The following is a 23491-nucleotide window of genomic DNA, read 5'->3' as shown; positions in this document are numbered from 1 at the left end:
GGCATTGTATTTGGTATGTTAACAGTATTAACGAAAATATCATGTTTTGTGTTTTTTATTTAAAATTAAACATAATCGAAATAAATAGTTGTTTATGAAAAAAAATGTACTTTCAGTCGCATTACTTATGATGTCTGGCTTCGCATTTGCCCAAGTGGGTATTGGAACTGCAAATCCAAATCCAGCGGCATTATTAGATGTAGAAGCAAACGCAGGTAGTTTTAAAGGAGTTTTAATTCCTAGAATTCCTTTAGTATCAGCAACGAATAGTTCAAATATTAACGGGGGGAAAACACCAAATAGTCTCTTGGTATTTAATACAACTGAGAGTAATGAACTAAAACCAGGGTACTACTTCTGGTTTGATAAACAATGGGTTCGTTTAATTTCTTCTACAGATGATTTCTTAGAAGATTTAGCAGCCAATGAAGAATTAGCGGTTAACATACAAGAACAAACCTTGTTTTTACGCGATTCTAAAAATCACACCGTTTCGGTTCCTTTAGCGGATGTTAATCTCGTAACTACACTTCAATCGAATGGTCAAGGAAAATATACCTATACATCAGAAGATAATACCCAAACAGTTATTGATGTCGCTGCTGATGTAATCAATAATATTAATGTAATCATCAATCAAGAAGAAGTCATTAATGAAATTGTTGAATCGATTGCGCAAAATGCAAAAGCTCTATCAGGTGATGGTATCATCGAAGTAGTTGGCGGAGAACGAGCGGTATTTACAGCCACTTCATTAAGTATTAAACCTTCAAGTATTACCACCGCTAAAATTGCTCCAGGTGGAAACAAACAATTGTTAGTTACGGATGAAAACGGTACAGTAAAATGGGTAGATGCTTCAGATGAAGTCATCCAAGAAGCATTTGAGTTCAACGAAAAAGTAACCTTATTAGTAGATGGTGGCGATGGAACCTTTACGTACTATAACGAAAAAGGAATCGATGCCGATGGAAATGCTATTCCAGGACAAGGCGTAAAGTTTGATGCGAATACCCTTCGCATTGATAAAACAGCGGATAATACGTATGCCTTTTACGATAAGTCCAACGCAACGACGCCAATTGCTGTAATTGACGTTGCAGGAAGTGTGATTGAAAACATTACGGAAATCTTAAACGATACAACGGTACAAAACGATATTTTTCATTCGGTAGCGGCGCAAGGAAAAGCAGCGACTGCAGCAGATGGTTCGATTACAGTAACCAATGGAGATCAAGCGGTATTGAATGCGATGCAACTTTCAGTTGCCAATGCGGGAATTACCACCGCTAAAATTGCACCAGGTGGAAACAAACAACTGTTAGTAACGGATGAAAACGGTACAGTAAAATGGGTAGATGCTTCAGATGAAGTCATCCAAGAAGCGTTTGAGTTCAATGAAAAAGTAACCTTACTAGTAGATGGTGGTGATGGAACTTTTACGTACTACAACGAAAAAGGAATTGATGCTGATGGAAATGCCATTCCTGGACAAGGGGTGAAATTTGATGCCAATACCCTTCGCATTGACAAAACAGCGGATAATACATATGCCTTTTACGATAAGTCCAACGCAACGACTCCTATAGCGGTAATTGACGTTGCAGGAAGTGTGATTGAAAACATCACGGAAATCTTAAATGATACAACCGTACAAAACGATATTTACCATTCCGTAGCGGCGCAAGGAAAAGCAGCGACTGCAGCAGATGGCTCTATTACAGTAACCAACGGAGATCAAGCGGTATTGAATGCGATGCAACTTTCGGTTGCTAATGCAGGAATTACTACGGCTAAAATTGCTCCAGGTGGAAATAAACAACTGTTGGTTACAGATGAAAATGGAGCTGTAAAATGGGTAGATGCTTCAGATGAAGTCATCCAAGAAGCATTTGAGTTCAACGAAAAAGTAACCTTATTAGTAGATGGTGGCGATGGAACTTTTATGTACTACAACGAAAAGGGAATCGATGCAGATGGAAATGCCATTCCAGGACAAGGGGTGAAGTTTGATGCCAATACCTTGCAAATACGCGAAAGAACAGGCGTTAGTGAAAAGGGAATCTACGATTTTTACGATGGAGTTACAACAGCGGATAACCCGTTGATGACCATCAGTACAAGAGCGAGTTCGATTGTCTTTGAAAATAATTCAGAAAACATCCCTGGAGAAAACCTACAAGAAATTTTAGATACGATTATTCAGAAAATTGAAGTAGCCCAAGGTAGACCTTCAGATTTGAGAGGGAATGGTATCTTGGTGAATGGAGAAGCTCAAGAGAGCAATGCGGTGTTGAAAGACATTACCTTATCTATTGCGGATAAGGCCATTACAGAAGGTAAAATTGACGATGAAGCGATTAGTTCGTATAAATTAAAAACGGGAGCAGTTTCGCCAATTAAAATTGCACCTGGTGATCACAAACAAGTGTTGATTACAGATGAAAATGGAGCTGTAAAATGGGTAGGTGCTTCGGATGAAATTATCAAAGAATTGGTAGAACACCACGAAGCGTTAACTTTATTAATAGATGAAGGAAATGGAACCTTTACCTATTACAATGAAAAGGGAATTGACGAAGATGGAGCTGTAATTCCGGGAATGGGAATGACGTTCGATGCGAATACCCTTCGCATTGAAAAGAGAGGCGATAATTCGTATGCGTTTTACGATAAGTCTGATGTAACAACACCACTTGCCGTGATTGACGTTGCAGGAAGTGTGATTGAAAACATTACGGAAATCTTAAACGACACAACCGTACAAAACGATATTTACCATTCCGTAGCGGCGCAAGGAAAAGCAGCGACTGCAGCAGATGGATCGATTAAGGTAACCAACGGAGATCAAGCAGTATTGAATGCCATGCAACTTTCGGTTGCCAATGCAGGAATTACGACGGCTAAAATTGCTCCAGGTGGAAATAAACAGTTATTAGTAACGGATGAAAACGGTACGGTAAAATGGGTAGATGTTGCAGATGAAGTCATCCAAGAAGCGTTTGAATTCAACGAAAAAGTAACCTTACTAGTTGATGGTGGTGATGGAACTTTTACGTATTACAACGAAAAGGGAATTGATACGGATGGAAATGCTATTCCAGGTCAAGGCGTGAAATTTGATGCCAATACCCTTCGTATCGATAAAACGGCGGACAATACGTACGCCTTTTACGATAAGTCGAATGCAACGACTCCTATTGCAGTGATTGATGTTGCAGGAAGTGTAATCGAAAATATTACAGAAATCTTAAACGATACAAGCGTATAAAACGATATCTACCATTCCGTAGCTGCACAAGGGAAAGCGGTAACTTCACCGAATGCTTCCATTGCAATTGGAGGAGCTGGAGATACGGCTGTATTGAATGCGATGGAATTAACCATTGCCAATGAAGGAGTAACGACTACAACCATTAAAAATCAAGCGGTTACTACAGCTAAAATCAAACCAGGTACAACGGGGCAGTTCTTAGTAACAGGAGCTGATGGAACTGCACAGTGGATTAGCGCAACAGATGAACCAATCAAAGAAATCTTATCACTCAATCAAGCAGTAACTGAATTGACTGATAATCAAAACGGTACGTTTACGTATTTCAATGAGGATGACTACGATGCCAATGGAGATAAGAAACCAGGAGCATTGGGAACTACGTTTAGTGCAAACACCCTTCGCGTAGAACAAAAAATGGATCCTGCTACTCAACTGGGTTCAGGGGTATATGAATTTTATGACTTATCAAGTGATACGCCAATTGCAACGATTGATGTAACAACAAATATCGTAGAGAATATTACGGAAATCTTAAACCAAGAAGAAGTGCAGAATCAAATTTTTGCTTCTGTAGCGGCTCAAGGGAAAAAGATACAAAGTACAGATGCTTCTATTGCTATTACCAATGGAAATAAAGCAGCGCTTCAAAATGTGACAATCAACATCCAACAAGATGGAGTAAAAGAAGGTCACATTAAGGATGGAGCAGTAACAGTAGCTAAAATTAACGCTACGGGAATTGCACAAAATGCTGTTTTAACTGCAGATGGATTGGGCAATGCGTCTTTTGAAAGTATTGCGGATGCAGTAAAACCTGCAGCTCAAGGTGATTTAAGAGGAGAAGCTGGCGTAATTACAATCGCTGGTGGAGGTGAAAATGTGTTGTTTGGCGGTACGGATAAAGCAGTAACCGTTGGAATCAACGAAAGAGGAATCGCAGGTAAACACATCGGTATCAAAGCAGTAAAAGGCGAAAATATAGCGGATCAAACCATTACAGCTACTAAGCTAGTAGCGGATACAACAGACGCAGGTAAAGTAGCAACTGTAAATGCGGATGGATCAGTGAGCTATTTACCATTAACTTCTGCTGTTATTACAGATAAAGGAAATATTACCACAGATGGAGTAATCCTTGTCAATGACGGTATAGGTAAAGTATTAAGTGATGTAACGTTCAGTATTGGCGAGCAGTCCATTCAAGCCGATCGATTTAATGCTACAGGAGCAGAAACTGGTGCAGTAGCAACAGTAAATGCGGATGGTACAGTGAGTTATAAACCATTAGAAGCCAATGCAATTGCCGAGAAAGGAAATATTACTACAGATGGTATTGTAGCGGTTGACAATGGAACGGGTAAAGTATTAGCCGATGTTAACTTGAGTATTACGAATCAATCGATTACAGCAACTCAATTGGCGGATGGTACAATTACCAATCAACAAATTGCAGCGAATACCATTACAGTAGATAAAATATCAGCAGGGAATGAACCACCAAAACGCGTGATGGTTATTGATGACCAAGGCGTAGTAAAATGGGGAGAATTAGATGATATCGTAACAGATGCAGCAGGTAATTTAACTACAGATAATATCATTGAGTTAAAAGAAGGGGATGGAGTTAATTCTCTGTTTAACGATGTGAAGTTAGGCATTAAGGATGGTAGTATTACCAACCAACAACTTGCAGCTAAAACGATTGAAATTAGTAAGCTAAGTAATGCGGGATCACAACCTGGCATGGTGATGGTAACTGATGCAAATGGCGGTTTTCATTATGTGGATAGAGAGAGCATTGTACAAGCTGGAGCTAACTTAGAATTAGGGGATGAACTAGAATTTTTAGATGGTAATGGAATTTCGGCTGTATTGGCAGAAACCAAAATAGGAATTACAGACGGAGGAATTACAGAAGCAAAATTAGCGGATGGATCCGTTACTACGGCTAAGATCTCTGCACTTGGTGCTGAAGAAAATGCAGTGCTAACAGCAGATGGTCAAGGGAATGTAACCTATAGAAAAATAAATGAAACCGCTTTTGAAGGAACAGAAGCAGATTTGAAATCGGATGGATCATTAACCATTCCAGCGGATAATAAAGCTGTATTAAAAGATTTAACGATTGGTATTGCAACTGGAGGAGTTGACAACACACATTTGGCTGCTAAATCAGTAACAACAGCCAAAATTGACGCTCAAACAGCAGTAAGTGGAGCAGTATTAACGTCAGATGGTGCAGGAAATGCAGTGTTTAAAACACTAGGTGATGTAGCAGAAACACAAGGACATGCCGTGGCTTCTTCGGATCAATCATTGGCCATGACTGCTGGAAACAAAGCGGCATTACAAGCGTTGGATATCAAAGTAGCAGCAGGCGGAATTAAAAACGCACATCTTTCAGATGGAGCTGTAACGGAAGATAAAATTAGCACAACTAAAGGTGCTGGATTAGTTTTAACCTCTACAATAGAAGGAGGCGCTCAATTCCAACCGCTAGGTGAAGTGATTGGAAATGGGGGGAAAGCTATTATTGGAGCACCTGCTATTGATGTTACTGGTGGGGATCACGCAGCGTTAGCAGATGTAACCCTTGATGTGAAAAATGGAGGAATTACAGAGGAAAAACTGGCACAAAATTCAGTTTCATCAGCTAAAATCCAAGCGCAAGCCGTAAGTGCAGCTAAAATGATCGGAGATGGTGCTTTAAAATTATTAGGTACGGATCGCTCAGGTGCGGTAACTTGGTTGGATGCTGAAAGTGATATTTTACAATTAATTACTAGTGTAAATGAAACTACTACTATCGTAAGAGATAATGGTGACGGAACGTTTACTTATTTTAACGAAGCCGATATCGATCAAAATGGTGCGATTAAACCAGACGCAACAGGAGTAAAATTCGATGCGAATACGTTAAAAATCGCACAAGATACTACAGGGGTATTCGTATTTACAGATAAAGCAAGCAATACGCCTTTAGCGACTATCGATGTTCGTGCGAAATCAATTGTATTTGAAGATAATTCTTCTCATCAGTATACTAATATTGAAGAAGCTATTAATCAAATCAACCAAAAGGTTGAAGTGCTTGAGCAACTTGAAATCGAGAAAGCAACCTTATCAGGAAATGGCATTTTAATCAATGGAAATACAAGTGTGGCGGATGCTGTATTTACACCAGTAACATTGACAATTGCCAATGAAGGGGTAACGACAGCTAAGATTAAAGGTGGTAATGCAAAACAACTTTTAGTTACCAATGAGCAAGGAAAAGCGGAATGGGTAGATGCAACAGATTCTATTATAGAAGAAATCATTACTACACAAGAAAAAGTAACAGTCTTACAAAATAACAACAATGGTACGTTTACTTATTTCAATGAAAATGACGTAAATGCAGCAGGAGAAATAATTGGTGATGGTGTAACATTTAATGCAAATACGTTGCGTATTGTAGAAGACGAATCAGGTGTATTTACATTTTATAACCAAGCCTCGACTACTCCTATTGGTATAATTGATGTTGCAGGTACTGTAATTGAAAATATCACAGAAATTTTAAATGAATCAACCGTTCAAAACGATATTTATACGACAGTTGCAGCGCAAGGGAAATTAGTACAAGGTGATGCAGCGATTCAGGTTACAGGGGGTGAAAAAGCAGCCTTAACGGAAATGACTTTGTCACTGAAAAACCAAGGAGTTACTGGAGAAAAAATTAAAAATCAGGCGATTACTGCGGATAAATTATATGCAGGAGAGAACAAAGAAAATCACGTACCTGTAGCACAAGCAGATGGATCTGTGATTTATCAACCGATGGCAGCCGTAGTTAGTGGACAAGCATTGACGTTAGATAGCTCTTTAGCAGCAACTGGTGATACGTCAAAAGCTGTTTTACAACCGTTTAGCTTAAAGGTAAAAGAAGATGGAATCGGTACGAATCACATTCAAAACAAGTCTGTTACTGCAGCTAAGATTAATGCGACTGATATAGAAAGAGGTGCTGTGTTAACCGCAGATGGATCTGGAAATGCAGCGTTTACAACCACAGATCAAGTTGTGGCACCAGCGATGCAAGGTGATCTAGTAGGATCAGAGGGAATTATTGTTGAAGGTGGTGAAAATGTACTATTTGGAAATGAAGAAACAAGTGTAGTTGTAAAAATCAACGACGGTGGAGTACTCGGAAGACATATTGCTCCAGAAACCATTAAAAATGGCAATATTGCCGATCAAACGATCCAAGCAGCGAAATTAACTGCCGGAACAGGAGAGGATCATAGAGTAGCGATGGCTAATGCAGCAGGGGTGGTTGAATACAAACAATTATCTTCCGCTATTCTGACAGAAAAAGGAAATATTCTAACGGATGATGTTATCTCCGTATCGGACAATGGAGTAGATAAAGTATTGGCTGATGTAACGTTAGGCGTGAAGGACAATTCAATCAAAGCAGGGAAACTACACGGCGGTAACGCACAAGCAGGATCAGTTGCGACTGTTGGATCTAATGGAGTTACAGTGACTTTTGAGCCGTTAAAAACGAGCCAATTAACAGGGAAAGGAACCATTACAACCGATGGAGTGGTAACGGTAAATAACGGGGTGGATAAAGTCTTGGCAGACCTTAAATTGGGAATTAAAGACCAAGGAATTACTGCTACTCAATTAAAAGATGGCGCAGTAACCAATGCTAAAATTGCAGATCAAGTGATAACGGCTGACAAACTTTCTTCGGAAGGGATAACGGCGCAAAGTGTGCTACTAAGTGGAGCAAATGGCGAAGTTACTTGGGGTGAGTTAGGTGAAATCGTTGATTTAACAGCAGGTAATTTAACGACTGATAGTATCATTCAAATGTCAACCGATGGTGAAAAAACGCTGTTGAAAGATATTCATTTGAGTGTAGCAAATAACAGTATTACAAAAGATAAATTAAGCAGTGCAAGTCAAGCGCGTGATTTTATCTTAGTTACCGATGGACAAGGTGGATTTGATTATGTATTGAAAGAAGCCGTTCAAGCAGGAGGTGAAGATTTAAGCTTAGGTAATGCCTTAGTATTTACAGATGATACCGATGGTTTAAATGCGGTATTAGCACCAACAAAAATTGACCTTGCTGAAGGTGGGGTAACTGGTGGAAAACTGGCTGCTGGTGCAGTAACAGTAGATAAAATAGCTGCAGGATCAGCAGCAGCTAATACGGTGTTAACTGCTACAGGAACCAATGGTACAGTGGAATTTAAAGCGTTGAGTAATACAGCTTTTGAAGGAGAAGGAAAAGACCTGACTGCAGATCATTCAATTACAGTAACAGCAAACAACAAAGCTTTATTAGCGGAAACAGCAATCGCGGTTGCGGAAGGTGGAATTGAAACAAAACACATCAAAGACCAAGCAATTACAACCGGAAAAATAAGTTCAGTTGTAGGAGACCATAACGCAACTAATGGTACGGTATTAACAGCAGATGGTGCTGGAAATGTAAAATTTCAATCGTTTGAAACTGTTGCAGCAACACAAGGAAAACCGATTACTTCGGATACTTCCTTGACGATTGCAGCAAACAATGCCGCGTTGCAAAACGTAAACATTAAAGTAGCAGAAGGTGGAATTAAAACGGAGCATATCGCAGCGAGAAATGTAACCGAAGATAAAATTGCATCCTCAGAAAAAGCAAGAGGATTGGTATTAACCACTGATGGACAGGGTGGAGCAGCCTTCGAAAGCTTAGACGCTGTTATTGGAACAAGTGGTAAAGCGCTACAACAAGGAACAGGTATTTCCATAACAGGAGCAGGTGCGAGTCAAGCGTTATTAAAAGATGCGAAAGTATCGATTGCTGATGGTGGAGTAGGAACAGGACAATTAGGGGCTAATGTAGTAACAACAGCCAAAATGAGTTCTAAAACAGGGAATACCTCAGCTACCGCAGGACATGTACTAACAGCAGATGGCAATGGAAATGTAAACTTTGTAGCTCCTGCAGGAGTATCGAGCGGAGAATTGAAAGGATCAACTTCTATTGAAGTTACTGACGGACTAGGAGCTGTGTTACACAATGCAACAGTAAACGTTAAGAACAAAGGAATTAAAACGGTTCATTTAGACGATGCAGCAGTGACCTCTGTGAAGATAGGAGAAAATGCAGTAACCAACGAAAAAATTGCAGCTAACGCAGTAACAGAGAGTAAATTGGGAAGTTCTTCTGTAACGGAAGACAAAATTGCAGGTGATGCTGTAACTACAGAAAAAATTGAAAATGAAGCAGTTACTACAGCTAAGATCAAAAATCTTGCGATTGAGAATAACAAAATTAAAAACAATACCATTACCAAAGGTAAACTTAGTGCAGCAGGAGAAACCGTAGGCCACGTGTTAACGGTAGAAGAAGATGGAAAAGTAGCCTTTAAAGCTCCAACAGGACAAGATATAACCAAAGGTAATTTAACTGGAGGCTCGGTAATTGATGTAGCTAATGGTACAGATGCTGTATTGAAAAACGTAACATTAGATGTGAATGAGCACAGTATTGAAGGAAGACATATCAAATATGCTACAATTGGAAGCGATGAATTAGCAGGCGGAGCAGTAGGAACAGAGGAATTACAAAATGATGCTGTAACAGAGGAAAAACTAGCAAATCAGGCAGTTACTTCTGACAAAATTGCTGGTGGCGCTGTAGGAACGGATGAATTAGCAGCCAATTCAGTAGGTTTTGATATCATCAAAGATTACAGTGTTACGCCAATCAAAATTGCGACCGAAGAATATGATGAGGACTATGCAGAAGAAGGTTTAGTATTGACTTCAAAAGGAGATGGTTCAGCCGAATTCAGACGCCCATCAGGTGGTGGAGCAGGTTTCTTTTATGCACCATCTTTCGTGGTAGAAATTGAGCCAGGAAGAGAAGGATCTAAAGATGTGTATGATATTTATTATGAGCAATTTAGTAATGCTATTGGTTCGAGAAGTACTGCAAGATTGAATATATACAATCGCGAAGATTTAGATTTCTTTATCGTGTACTACGATGATGAGGTATTCGAAGAGGTGGATATTGATGAGGATGGAGAATTGACTTATAAAACGATGAGAAATCCAAATGTGACTACTAAGACTTATTTTAATGTAGTGATGCAGTTGAAATAAGAGAAGAGGTAACAAAGTAACTTGTCTTACCAGAGACAAGTTACTTCTCAATGTGAATTGACGTGATGCTTTCTGTAAAAAAGAATTTGATACAGCAAGAATACCCTTTTTTATTGCAAATAAAAGAAAGAAAATGAAAAACAAAATACTACTACTATTTATTGCTTTATGTACCAATTTACTATTGGGGCAAACGAAAGACAGGCCTTTTCCTTATCATTTAGTTTTGACAGAGGATTATGCACCTGATGAAATTGAAGAACATATAGGTGAAAATGCTCCTACAGGAAGTAGCCGTTATACAGAATATGGACTTGTCTTGACCGAAGATCGAGAGGAATTCGCTTTTAGTGGGTTTTATTTAAAGGATATTGAATTCCCATCTAATCATGGAATCATTGTGAAATTTAAATATTCAATGTATGACGGAAAAGAATATTTTGGAACGTATGGAGATGGAATGAGTATGTTTTTATTCGATGGGGATAAAGACTTTGAAATTGGAGCTGCAGGAGCGGGTTTAGGTTATGCATACAACAATGGAAATAATACAGCAGGATTGAATGGGGCTTATTTAGGGATTGGACTAGATGTTTTTGGAGGTTTTAAAGAACGCGCTGTATCTTCTGGAGAGAAAAGGGAAGGAATTGATGGATTGACATATAAGTATAACGATCATATTACATTGCGTGGTGGACAATTTAAAAATGATCGCTATAAAGGATATCCGGTTTTAGGTACAGAACAAGTAGCTTATGGAAATGAAGGCTCCCCTGGTGTGGCAAGAGCAATATTAGATTATGATACCGGTGATTATGAGACAAGTACGTATAGTAATCCTGGGGGAATGCATGATTTAAGATCAATTAAATACGATGGATGGGCTCCTTATTACAATACCGTAACAGCTACCTTAATTCCGGTCAATAATGGAGAAGATGGTATGCTAGTTAGTGTTATAGTTAGACAAGATAGCTATAATGGATATGCAAACCCTTTTACTGATTTTTATTACCCAAATTCTTTTAAAACAAGGGATCAAAATGGAAATGTTTATACGTTTCAAACGAAAGTCCCAGATGTCTTTAAGGTTGGTTTCGCTGCGAGTACTGGAGGGGCAACACAAACCCAATTAATCAAGGAAGTTATAGTTGACTTGCCGTATGCTCCAATTACGGTAGATCGTGAAATTGAAATTTGTACAAGTACTGCAACTAATTTTGAAAATTATGTTGTAATAGAAAATTTTTTTTCAAATTTCACTTTTTATCAGGGAACTATTGAGGATCCTGATTCTAGAGAAGGACAATATAATGCGGATTTAAGTACGTTGCGTTTTGAAGATGAAAATGGTTTTGATGTAACAACCTCAAGGCGAATGGAAGGTATTCGCATGGTTATTGAGTATGAAGATCCAGGAGTTGGTTTGTGGGAAATAAATTACCGTCCTGATGTTACTTTTAGACCCGATGTAACTTTTTATTTCACTCCAGAACGAAATGATTTACCAGAAGGAGAGTATAGTGTATACTATTCTGCAAAAGCTATAGAAGATGGAAGTGGTGGTCCATTTGCAGAAGATGTATACCGAAGTAGACCAACTAAAGTTACTGCAATAATGAAATCGTGTTCAACTACTGTCAATCCTAATTTGCCCATTAAAGTAAAAATGGAAGAAGAAGAGGAAGAATAGTAATACGATATAAAAAAAGCTCCAAATTTTGGAGCTTTTTTTTATAACGTAAGTCGTTTTTATTTTTTTAATGCCCACATCGAGCCGTTCTTGGTTGTCGTCTGTAGTAAGATGCCTCCTGCTGTGAGTTGAGTTAGGTGTTGTTCACTTTCTGCTCTTGGCATTCCGGACAATTCAGCAAATTCTTTGGCCGTCAATGTTGGATATACGCTAAACAAATAGTCCCAAGTTTTGGCATAATGTAATTTTTGTACTTGTGGATTCAGAGTTAAGATTGCCGTTTCATAAAAAGGATACGGTTTTGTACCATATACGAATTCTCTTGTTTCAGCACGTTCAAAAAACAGGGTTGGAAATCCACGTACTCCGTAGCTTCGCGCTAGTTGCAAATCTTCTTCAAATAGGATTCTTGCTTTTCCTTCATAGTCCGCTTTTAGTTGGATAGGATCTAAACCTACTTGCTTTGCCGCGGCTTCTAGGTGCTCCCATTTGGCGATATTCTTCTTCTCTAAGAAGACCATTTCCCGAACGACGCGCAAAAAGGCAATTGCTTTGTTTTCGCTCTTGTTTTTGTCTTGAATTTGTGCTGCTTTAAAGGCAATAGACGAAGGATAGGAAGAACTCAGCGGATCTTCTAGCCACACATCTCCATCAATTGGCATATCGTAGTGTACACTGACCTCATCCCAATGGTGTGCAACATCGGCGGGCTGGCTGATTCCGCCACTGTTGTAGTTCCAATCGGGTAGCAGCCCTCCCATGCGGTAGTCGATCTCAATAGCTGAACCGTATTCTAATTTCAGTTTGCGCAGTTGAGGTTCAATCCCCCAACAGGAAGAGCAAATAGGATCAGTAAAATACACTACTTTGATCTTTTCTCCTTGTATAGGGGTATTTTTTATGACTTGTTGTTCTATTTGTGTGTTAGGGGTTTCGCATAGCCCCGTTTCGATATCACACAAGAGCGGGTTGTTTGTTTTATTGTCATTCATAATAGTAGTATTTGATTATTTATTCTTGTCACTATAGGTCATAATAGAGAAGGCGAAAAGGGGTGAAATTACTTGTTGTGCTATTTTCCTATAGTGAGCGGCTATTTGTTAATTGCTATATGTCGCCCCGTATTGATTTACTTTTCGATTGACACCAAAACAGGAATGAACATCGAGAAGAACTCCTTTTTCTATGCTGTATTTGATGGTTATTACACAAAGATAAGATAACTTAAGTGGTTGAATCGTATTGGTTTCTATTTGGAAACCACTTACCTTCTGGTAAGTAAGTGTTTCTTTTTTGGGATGATTTCACAGTAGTGAAAATACACTAGAAATGCTCAACCAAAGGAGGGATAGGTGTGTCTTACTCTTAAATATTGTTTAAAATTATATTGTGCACAATATAATAGTGTACCTTTGCTTTATATTTTAAGTCAGATTCTAATGATTGATTCCTTATCACTTGAAAACCAGGTTTGTTTTCCTATTTATGCTTTAGCAAAAGAGATTGTCCATCACTATCGTCCTTTTTTGGATGATTTGGGAATTACTTATCCGCAATATTTGGTATTAATGGTTTTGTGGAAAGAACGCGAACAAACAGTTGGACAGCTTGGAGATAAAGTGTTTTTGGATAGTGGAACACTCACGCCTCTCTTGAAGCGCATGGAGCAAAAAGGAATGGTAGAAAGAAAGCGAAGCCCGCAAGATGAGCGTGTAGTAAAAATATCGTTAACGGAAAAAGGACTTGCTTTAGAAGAGCAGGCAAAGGATATTCCGCAGAAGCTTATGGAATCCATGCAAGTTTCGGAAGAAGAGGTTTTGGAACTGAAAAATAGTGTAATGAAAATTTTAAATAAACAAAAATAAGAGCCATGTCATTGATAGAAAATTTGAAATGGAGACATGCTGTAAAAGCGTATGACTCTACAAAAAAAGTAAGTGAAGAACAACTAGATAAAATTATAGAAGCAGCCCGGTTGGCACCTACCTCTTCGGGGCTTCAACCTTTTAAATTACTGGTAGTACGCGATCAAGCGATGAAAGAAAAATTAGCGGAAGGAGCATTAAATCCCGAGTGTATGCGCGACTGTTCTCATGTGCTAATTTTTGCAGCTTGGGATCAATACACCGAAGATCGAATTGATACGGTATATGATTTTACTACGGATCAACGCGACCTACCTCGAGGAAGGTTTGGGAGCTATACGGATAAATTAAAACAGATGTATTTGAATCAGCCGAGTGAAATGAACTTTGCTCACGCAGCTCGTCAGACGTACATTGCGTTGGGATTAGCGTTAGCTCAAGCGGCTGAATTAAGAGTTGATTCTACGCCAGCAGAAGGGTTTAGCAATGAAGTAGTTGATCGAGTATTAGGATTGAAAGAACTAGGTTTAAAAAGCGTGTCTTTAATGTATGTAGGATACGCCGATCCAGTTAATGATTGGATTGCGCCCATGAAAAAAGTAAGGATTCCCAAAGAAGAATTTATATTGGAATTTTAAAAAATAAAAACCTAACTTAATCAAGTTGGGTTTTCTTTTTACTCTCTAGTACCTGTCTTACTTAAAGGCAGGTACTTTTTTTTGTCTTGACTATTGTCCAATTCAAATAACTATCAGTGTATTCACATTTTGCGATAATAAAAAGGAAGGAGGGAGTATTTTTTTTAATGTAGATTGAAAAAAAATGCTTGTTTTATTTGAGTTTTTAATATGTATGTAGTTAATAAAAAGTTAATAAAAATACGGTTTGTTTGGTTTTAAATAGTTGAATTTCAGTGTTTTAATTGTTTTGTGCGTTTCTTTTTTAGTAAAAAGTGGTAATATGAGAATTTTTTGGCACAATAGTTGGATTTTAGAGAATAGAACGAATGTTTTAAAAACTAAAAACAATGGTACAAGCAAACGAAGTAATTACAAGATTAAAACAGCTACTGGGATATAAAAATGATTTACAGTTAGCTGAGGTATTGGACATCAAACCCAATACGTTATCGACCTGGAAAAAACGTGAGACATTGGCCTATGATAAAATTATAGAAGTATGCAAGAAATATAAAATTGATTTGAATGATTTATTTCTTACTCATCCTAATTCTATTTTAAATATCAATCTAGAAGATCGAAGAGTAAAAATGATTTCTGTTGATCATCATATTGAATACTTCTTGAATCCAGAAAAGTGCTATGGAACTTCCCCTTCTTGTGTTTTTCCAATCGCAGAAGAGGTCGATATGGCTTTTCAAATTGGGGTGGAAAATATGTTTCCTACAGTTAAAGTAAGCTCTTATGTATTGGTAAAAAAGATAGCGCTTCAAGATATCTTACCTTGGCAAATTTATGTGCTTGTGGTTGAAAATAGGGGGATTTTATGTTATCGCTTCAAACAATATACAGCAGAGGGGAATTTATTTCTCGTGAGCGATAACTTCGCCTTTGAAAACTTGGAGATTCGCCCTGAAGATGTAAGAGAGGTTTTTTGTATTCACGGGGCATTCTTACCTAATGTAAAGAATTTAATTCAGCACTAAATCGGTTGTGCTATTCTAGATAAGAAGTAACAGAAGAAAGAATAGCATATCAATCCATCTGCACGTTGTGTATTGTTACCAAGTGCAACTTTCAAAAAGTAAATCGGATAAATAAAAGTACTTGTCTCTTTTTTTGTAAATGAGATTCAAGCAGGGCAGCGTATGCCTATATTTTAGAAGATAAACTTTTAGCAATAGGCGCTAAGTGAACGATTTTTCCTTGTTTTCTTAGGGAATAAGCCTAAAATCAGAAAAAAACAGATGAGAAAAATGAAATGCTTCTTCGTTAAAAAGAATTCGCTCCTTGTCAATATAGGAGGTTAGATGGATCTCTTTGCGATCAACGTTCGTTTATTCTCGAATTATTTAAAAATGAAAGCGGACTATCTGCGATTTTTATATAAAAGTCGACTTATTCTGAAACGATATTGTATTGTGATTTTACTATTGTTTAGTTTTTGTTATGTGTTAATAAAATAAATTATTTTCAATAATTAACTCAATATTGTATGATATTCGTTTCCTTGATTAGTTTTGCTGTCATAAAATTTCATTAAAAATAGAAGAACAAAAATTGTTTATTATGATGAATAAAACGTTACTAACGGTTTTTTTAATGGGCTTAGGAGTTGTAAGTACTCAAGCTCAAGAATTGGGATTCAGTATTGGAGGTCATGTTCCAAACCCAGCTTCAGTATTAGATATTCAAGCAACAAATAAAGGGGTATTAATCCCGAGAATAGATTTAAAAACAACCACAGTTCTACAAGGAGGAGTAAATCCAGAAGGAGTAATTGTGTATAATAATGGAACCGTTTTGACTCCAGGTTTCTACTATTGGAATGGAGAAAAATGGGAAATGCTGACTGGAGATAACTATATCGCAGATGAATTGGCAAAAGTAGAGGAAAGGCTTGAGACGCAAATTACCAATATCATCAATGGTGGTGGAGAGGATCAAGGAACGGATATTAGCTATTTGGTATCCTTTAATCCAGAAACCAATGTGTTTACCTATTTAAAACCCAATGAAGATGGGGGGTATGATAAGACAGAAATTAATTTTACACAAGCTGTACAAGGAATAGAAACTAACACTTTCATGAGAGAAGTAACCCTTACAAATTCAGAAGGGAAAGAAGTGGTATCGGGCTATGTTTATTTCTCAGAGGATGTGATTAAAGCATGGAAAGTCGACCATCCAGAAGGAAATCCAGTATTGGAAATGGACAATGACTTGGGAACTCGCATTGATGTATTGGGCGTAGTAAACAATAATTTTAAAGACCTTTTTGAGAGCGAGACCAATACGACGATCATCCATGATATCATTAAAAATGCACCGAATAATGTTTGGGTAGACGATCGAGGAGAAGCGGGGCAATACTTAATGTATATAGATGAAAACGAAACGGAGCACGAAGTCAATTTAACTCAACAAGAAACACAAACGCAAATGTTTAAACATGTCGTGAGTGGTGATGGGAATACAGGAGAAGCACTATCGACATCAACTTTAAATTCAGCTGATTTAAAAGATGGAGGGATTTATTACTCCTATCAGGCAGAGCACGGACAGACGTTTTATATCAATATGACCAATGATGTTATCAATTCCATTCAAAACAGTGAAACGCTAAAAAAGGAGATTTTCAATACCGTAAATGAGTACAACTCGACAGGAGGAAATGTGTATTACGGCAAGATGGATGCTTCCAGTACAGAAGATGTATTGTATGTAATTCAAAATGATGTTCCACAACAAATCGACATCTCCCAAGATATCTTAAAAGTAATTGAAGATGTGACAAATAACACGATTATTGATAAGATTCTAGAAAGAACTGAGGTGACGATTAAGATAGATGATGCAGATGTGGCTGTAGGTACTTCCATTGATGGAAGTAAGGTGTATAAAGGAAAGAGAACCATAACTGTTTTCCATGAAGATGGATATGATGTTACATTTACTCATCCCATTACGGTACAACCTGCGAAAAAAGTAAATGCACCCGGTACAGATGCTATTAGCTATGAACCTACGAATGAGAAAATAGAAACGTTACTTTCGGCGACAATTATTCGAAAAGCAACGAAGCAAATCATAACGAATCAAGTGACAGATGTAAGTACAACAACTCAGAATCAATTGAGTTTTAGTTTTGGTTTAGGCACAATGTATACAGCATTAGAAAATGATGAATACGAAGTTGTTTTTGAGTATACGGCGAAATAGAATAAAAAAAGAAAAGGATGAAAAAGTTATTTTTTGTTGTGTTTTTACTTTGGGGGTATCTTCAAGGATACGCCCAAGTAGGAATAGGGATTAATAAGCCTTCTTCTTCCGCTATGTTAGATATTCATAGTACAGGCGGCAATAAAGGGGTGCTTTTCCCTAAAGTGGCTTTGGTAGATACAAAATCGTATGCTCCTATTACAGGAGATAGCTATGATTCGCACAATGTTGGTTTGCTTGTATACAACATCACAAACCCATGTTGCGAAAGGGCTCCATCAAGGTTATTATTACTGGACAGGGACAACTTGGGTTGGACTTCCAGATACTGATACTATTTTAGATTTAGTAGCCTCGCAAACTGTTAATGGAGGGGTGTATTATGGCAAAATAAATGGAGGAACCCAAGATGTACTTTATATAAAGAAAAAGGATACACAGGGAAATGACGTTGAGGAAGCCATTGACTTGCTAAACATCTTATTACAAGATTTAAATAGCTTGACGGAAGAGAATATCTTTAGACTTAAAAAGGTTTTTGGATACGATATAACAGAACACATTGTCTATACCGGTAAATCAATACAAGGGAAATATCAGTATAGTGTATACGGTAGGACCGAAATAGAAGAGGGAAATGCAGAAGTGAGAGGAGTAAGATTGAGCCGTGAATCCCTACAGTTACTAGAGGAAGGAGTCATTTTTGACATTCATTTAGTCAATGCGGATCAACAGCTGATTGATATTAATATTACCGATATAGAAGTTACAGCGGCGGGGGTTTTGAAATTTAGTCTAGGTACAAGCAGTATGTACTTTACGCTGCCTGCTGGAGGATACGGTGTTATTGTTGATTTATTAAGCACAAGAATACACTTGTAATGAGGTAGGTTTACCTTCCAAATATTCTAGGCCTACTATGTTCTGAGTATAATGTTTTTTATAACATAAAATGCGAAGAATATCTTGTGAATAATGTGAAAAAGTAATACTTTTTCAAAGTAAAATGCAGGGGATAGAAAAGATAAGTACAAAGGAGAATTTCCCCATAAAAATAACCTAAAGTCTAGTTTATTATATTGATTTTTAGGGATAAAGAGTAGATGATAAAACAGGAACAATGAAACACAAAATACAAACACTACTACTTTGTTTGAGTATAGGTTATGTTGCTCACGCACAAACAGGTAAAATATGGGGATTGGCGTAGCTATTCCTGATCCAAGTGCGATACTTCACATGGAGTCGGAGAATCAAGGAATCTTAATTCCCAATGTAAACTTACAAGACATTCGCCAAAAATTTCCTATAGATAGCGAGATGAAAGAAAGTCTTTTGGTGTATAACAAAAGAGAATCGGATGATTTAGCGAAAGGTTATTACTATTGGACAGTAACGGGAACAGACCCCCTTGGAAAATGGGTTAGAGTGTTAACAAGTGAAGATCACGATCGTCTTGTAGCGGGGCAAATTCAAGAATCATTTGTGGAAGAAACAGTTCTAGTTAATGGAAAACCAGAAGGAACGGGGGTGTTTGTTTATACCCCAGATAAAACCATGGCAGATGATCCTCAAGCCCCTGGTCGCTTGGTGTTGGATATTCCAGGTTTGGTCGTGAAAAATCAAACGTTGACTAGCTTTACTTTGGAACAATTTGCGTTATATCACTATTCAAATGGAGATGTAACTAGAGTACCAAAAACACCAGAAGAAACGAACAATGGTATGATTCGTTTGGATAAAACAACGACAGAGTTAGAGTTAGTGTATACTGATGAAGATGAGAAGGTATTTAATTTTGCAGTAAAAGACCTATTAGGAGGAAATAATGATGATATTCCAGCTATTACGGATTTGAAAGTAAATCAGACGAATACGGGGTTGGTTTATACCAATGAAAAAGGAATAGATGTACTGGTTGATTTAGTAGAGCTCATTAAAAAAAATGAAACCGTTACGACGATGACTATTGATGAGCATGATAACCTCATTTTTGTGAATGAAAGACAAGCGAGACAACAAGTGAATATCCGAAATGTAGTGAAAGAACCGTGGCATAAAGCAGAAGATAATACCGAAGCTACTGCCCTTTCAGATAATATTTTTACCAATGGATGGGTTGGAGTTGGCTTAACACCTCAGCAAGCAAAAGAAGCCATTCACCATTTAAAACCCGATGAAAAATTGCGTATTAATGGAAGTATCTACGCGCGTAATAGTTATTATGCAGATTATGTATTTGATACTTATTTTTCAAATGAAGTATCCAATCTTAAAGAAGACTATCGTTTTAAGGATTTAACTACTGTTGAATCTTTTATTAAAGCCAATCATCATTTACCAGGTATTACTCCTATTACAGCCTTGGAACAATCAACAGAAGAAGGTTACTTAATTAATGTATCTGAATTATCCATTCAATTGTTGGAAAAAGTAGAAGAATTGTATTTGCATACCATTGAACAACAGAAGATTATAGAAAGTCAACAAGAAGCATTAGATAAACTTCAAAAGCAGTTCACTCAATTTGAACAAGAGATGAAAGATAAAAAGGAAAATTAGATCAGAAGTAGTTATGAAAAAAATATTACACTATATAACCCTATGGTCTGTACTATTTAGTATCAGTACTTTTTATGGGCAAATAAATAAATCGACAGGAACGCGTATTACAGATAATACTATCGATAAGGAATTGAGAACCAATGCTATTTTAGATTTAGATAGCACATCCAAAGGTTTTTATTTGCCTCGTATGACTACAGCACAACGAGATGCCTTATTGCAAGATATGAGTAAAGACAACGGTTTAGCTGTTTATAATATTGATAATGATTGTGTGGAATACTGGAGTGCCCGCGCAAATAAGTGGATGAGTTTATGTGGAACTTTACCACCTGCTGAGTTAGATATTGAAGCAGGGAGTTGCTCTACTATTATATTTAATGGATTTCCTATGGTACATGGAAAACCGCAAGCCCAACAAGGTATTGCTTTTAAACCAGAAGAACAGTTTATTAGTTTGCGGTTGAAAGTGAATCAAGTGGGAACCTACACCATTTCTGTAATTTCTGATAATGGATATTTCTTTTCGGGCGAAGGTCAATTCCAAGCGATAGGAACGTATCAAATTATATTGAAAGGAATGGGAACACCAGTGAACGGATATGAAGATGGAGGAGATACGTTAAAGTTTATCATTAATGGAAAGGAATCTACCGTTTGTACCAATACGGAGATGTTGGTTATTCCAGCTGATCTGAAGTATACCTTCACTTCAACAGCACATCAAGCACAAGGGAAATACTATGTAGGAGCAGTAGCTTCAGCCGCAAAAGATAATAAAATTCAGGTTAATGTTAAGGTAATAGATGGTGGATTAGCGACGATAAAAGCGACTAATGCTGTGGTTGGACTGACGTTTGAAGGTACAAAAATGTTAACTAGCAATACAGTTGATCAAATTATACTAGAACCAATAGCAGGGCAAAATACACCTTTAGAAAATATACAAGAAAGGTATGCATTAACTTTTGCAGTCAACACAGTTGATCCTACAGGAACGATTGGATCGGCTACTGCAGAAGTTGTGATTGCAGAAACAAAAATAGACGCTCAATTCGACGAGGCAACATTTGGCACGAAACCATATTACCAAGAAGCTGAATTAACAGAAGAGCATACAATAAAATTACCAGTTAAAGTGATCGGTTCGGGTAAGAGTACTTTGTATCTAAAAGGAGCTGGAGGAATTGTGTTTAAAGCAGAAGATATTGTATTCAATATGCCTGCGCATTCAGATGATTTACAAGAGGTCACATTTAAAGCAGTTGCAGGAACATTGCCAAAAGCAAATGAAGTGAATCTAACACTAAGTGGTGGTGACCCTCGATTTACAATTGAAAATGGTACTGTTCTGCGTTTGCCTTTAACTATAAAACCAGTACAATATACCCTAGATTGTACCTCCATAAAAACGAGTAGAGGTGCCATGCCTTACAATAAACCAATTGGAGAGCAGTATACGATACAGGTAACTGCTGATGTGACTGTAGTTGGGGAATATGAAATTAATACTGATCTAGCAATAGATGGAATCTTGTTTAGTACTACTCGAGCAGGAGTTAAACAAGCATTTACTACTACAGGAAAACAAGAAGTGACATTGTATGCGGTAGATGGAACAAAGATTCCAACTAATAAAGGAGAATACACGGTTGGTTTGGTAGCAAACGATACGTCTAATACTACATGTAGTCAAGTAAAATTGAAAGTGGGGTATAATGATATTAATATTTTAGTCTTGTTTGGAGAAAAAAGCAATACTACAACGCCAAGAAGTAGTGATGCTTTATTTTTTACAGGAAAAAATAGCAGTGGTAAGCATCGTTTTGGAGCTGGAGGAGAATTTACAGAAACAGGAGAAGTAACAGTAACTACGGTTAAAATATTTGATTCTAATTTTGTAGCCTTACGAGCACAGTTAGTAACAGATATTTTGGCAGGAAAGTATAATTTTATTCTGATTTCTGGACAAGCAGCACTATATGGTGTAGATAGTGATCTTGCTGATGCACTCTACAAGTATGTTACTACTGACCAAGGAGTTTTGTGGTTACAATCGCGTTATTATCATGCGAATCGCGAGAGTAGTATTAACTATGTATCTACTTTCAGATTAAATAGACCATTCCAAATGGCTAGTATACCAGGAGGGCTAAAACCAAATGGTTATGATTTAATTAAGCAATTTAATGGCGGGAATGATTTGATTGCTAATAATTATGGTAATGATAAAAATTACAATATGATTGTAGCGAATCCAAACGAGGAGTTGACGAAAGCTAGAAATGGATATGAATACAAACGAAATACCAATGGTAAATTCTACGATATTCACTGGTATATGGCGCGTAGCCTAACGAACTTTGGTTCTATAGATGGAGCGGGTTCTAGCTTTAGAGCACTATTGGCAGATAGGGGAACTCAGTTTGGTGATGCGAGAGGTTTAATCTTTGCACATAAAACGCATAAAAATATGATTTGGGCTCCTATTGCAGAAGATTGGTTTGAAGGTACATTAACAGTAGGAACTCATATAAATGCTAATGGAGAACCTTTCCATGTCGATCAAACAGGAAACGTTGATGTGACAAATATTGGTGCTTTTATTGCCAATATTTGGACGACTTTGATGGAGCGCATAGCAAATAAATAAAGACAGGTAAAGTATACGAAACCCATTAAAGTAATACTATTACAGCTAGTACTCAAACCATAAGTAAGATGCTCTGATTAGGAGCATGGAGCAAGGGGGGGAGTACTAGCTGTATTTTTTGTATCCGACGGGAAAACACATGCTTAATAAATAGAGATAAAATAAAAAATACAGCTATTGATCCTATATTTTATTACTAGAGAATAGAAATGAAAGATTTAAGTGTTTTAATTAACAATTTTTAGTGTTAATGTTGTTATAAATGAGTTAAAATTAGTAATATTGCCGCCTACATAAGGAGATACAAAAAACGACTTGTAGTCTTAGAGTAGTATTTATTTTCTCCTTCATGAAGCATGTAATTATTATTGATACCTT

12 protein-coding genes are annotated in these 23491 nt (G+C 37.4%); 11 read left to right on the top strand and 1 reads right to left on the bottom strand.

All coding sequences use genetic code 11. The features are described 5' to 3' along the window. Positions 1–94 precede the first annotated feature (94 nt). From M2306_RS08050 to M2306_RS08040, 3 genes are all read left to right on the top strand, one after another. Positions 95–3271 (top strand): phage tail-like protein, encoded by a 3177-nt coding sequence (locus tag M2306_RS08050; RefSeq protein WP_259188275.1) that lies wholly within the window; start codon positions 95–97, stop codon positions 3269–3271. A 102-nt stretch (positions 3272–3373) separates the two neighbouring features. Further along, complete coding sequence (locus M2306_RS08045) at positions 3374–10435, top strand: beta strand repeat-containing protein (protein WP_259188276.1); 7062 nt, start codon at positions 3374–3376, stop codon at positions 10433–10435. Between the two features lie 133 nt (positions 10436–10568). Next, the gene (locus tag M2306_RS08040) at positions 10569–12128 is read left to right on the top strand and encodes an L-type lectin family protein (RefSeq protein WP_115089886.1); all 1560 of its coding nucleotides are present in this window, start codon (positions 10569–10571) and stop codon (positions 12126–12128) included. 59 nt (positions 12129–12187) lie between these two features. On the opposite strand, the gene M2306_RS08035 is transcribed toward M2306_RS08040, so the two are convergent. Continuing rightward, positions 12188–13120 (bottom strand): DsbA family protein, encoded by a 933-nt coding sequence (locus tag M2306_RS08035; RefSeq protein ID WP_259188277.1) that lies wholly within the window; start codon positions 13118–13120, stop codon positions 12188–12190. Positions 13121–13567: 447 nt separating this feature from the next. Here M2306_RS08035 and M2306_RS08030 point away from each other — a divergent pair, with 447 nt between their 5' ends. From M2306_RS08030 to M2306_RS07995, 8 genes are all read left to right on the top strand, one after another. Then, the gene (locus M2306_RS08030) at positions 13568–13993 is read left to right on the top strand and encodes a MarR family winged helix-turn-helix transcriptional regulator (protein ID WP_181816677.1); all 426 of its coding nucleotides are present in this window, start codon (positions 13568–13570) and stop codon (positions 13991–13993) included. A gap of 5 nt (positions 13994–13998) precedes the next feature. After that, the gene (locus M2306_RS08025; RefSeq protein WP_259188278.1) at positions 13999–14631 is read left to right on the top strand and encodes a nitroreductase family protein; all 633 of its coding nucleotides are present in this window, start codon (positions 13999–14001) and stop codon (positions 14629–14631) included. A gap of 389 nt (positions 14632–15020) precedes the next feature. Further along, positions 15021–15659 carry a helix-turn-helix domain-containing protein gene (locus tag M2306_RS08020; protein ID WP_259188279.1) on the top strand — a complete coding sequence of 213 codons (639 nt, stop codon included), beginning with the start codon at positions 15021–15023 and terminating at the stop codon, positions 15657–15659. A gap of 583 nt (positions 15660–16242) precedes the next feature. Then, entirely contained in the window at positions 16243–17895 is a 1653-nt protein-coding gene (locus M2306_RS08015) for a phage tail-like protein (RefSeq protein WP_259188280.1), read from the top strand. 17 nt (positions 17896–17912) lie between these two features. Further along, positions 17913–18227 carry a phage tail-like protein gene (locus M2306_RS08010; RefSeq protein WP_498882814.1) on the top strand — a complete coding sequence of 105 codons (315 nt, stop codon included), beginning with the start codon at positions 17913–17915 and terminating at the stop codon, positions 18225–18227. Further along, positions 18109–18777 carry a hypothetical protein gene (locus M2306_RS08005; RefSeq protein WP_498882918.1) on the top strand — a complete coding sequence of 223 codons (669 nt, stop codon included), beginning with the start codon at positions 18109–18111 and terminating at the stop codon, positions 18775–18777. Before M2306_RS08010 ends, M2306_RS08005 begins: the two co-directional genes overlap by 119 nt. Before the next feature lie 312 nt (positions 18778–19089). Further along, on the top strand, positions 19090–20457 hold the full coding sequence (locus tag M2306_RS08000; protein WP_259188284.1) for a phage tail-like protein: 1368 nt from the start codon (positions 19090–19092) through the stop codon (positions 20455–20457). A gap of 13 nt (positions 20458–20470) precedes the next feature. Continuing rightward, positions 20471–23113, top strand: a complete 2643-nt coding sequence (locus tag M2306_RS07995; protein ID WP_259188286.1) for a phage tail-like protein — start codon at positions 20471–20473, stop codon at positions 23111–23113. Positions 23114–23491 lie beyond the last annotated feature (378 nt).

The sequence above is a fragment of the Myroides gitamensis genome, from assembly GCF_029894455.1.
Taxonomy (GTDB): domain Bacteria; phylum Bacteroidota; class Bacteroidia; order Flavobacteriales; family Flavobacteriaceae; genus Flavobacterium; species Flavobacterium odoratum.
Note: the sequence above shows the minus strand (reverse complement) of the source record. Positions and strands in the feature narration are given on the sequence as shown.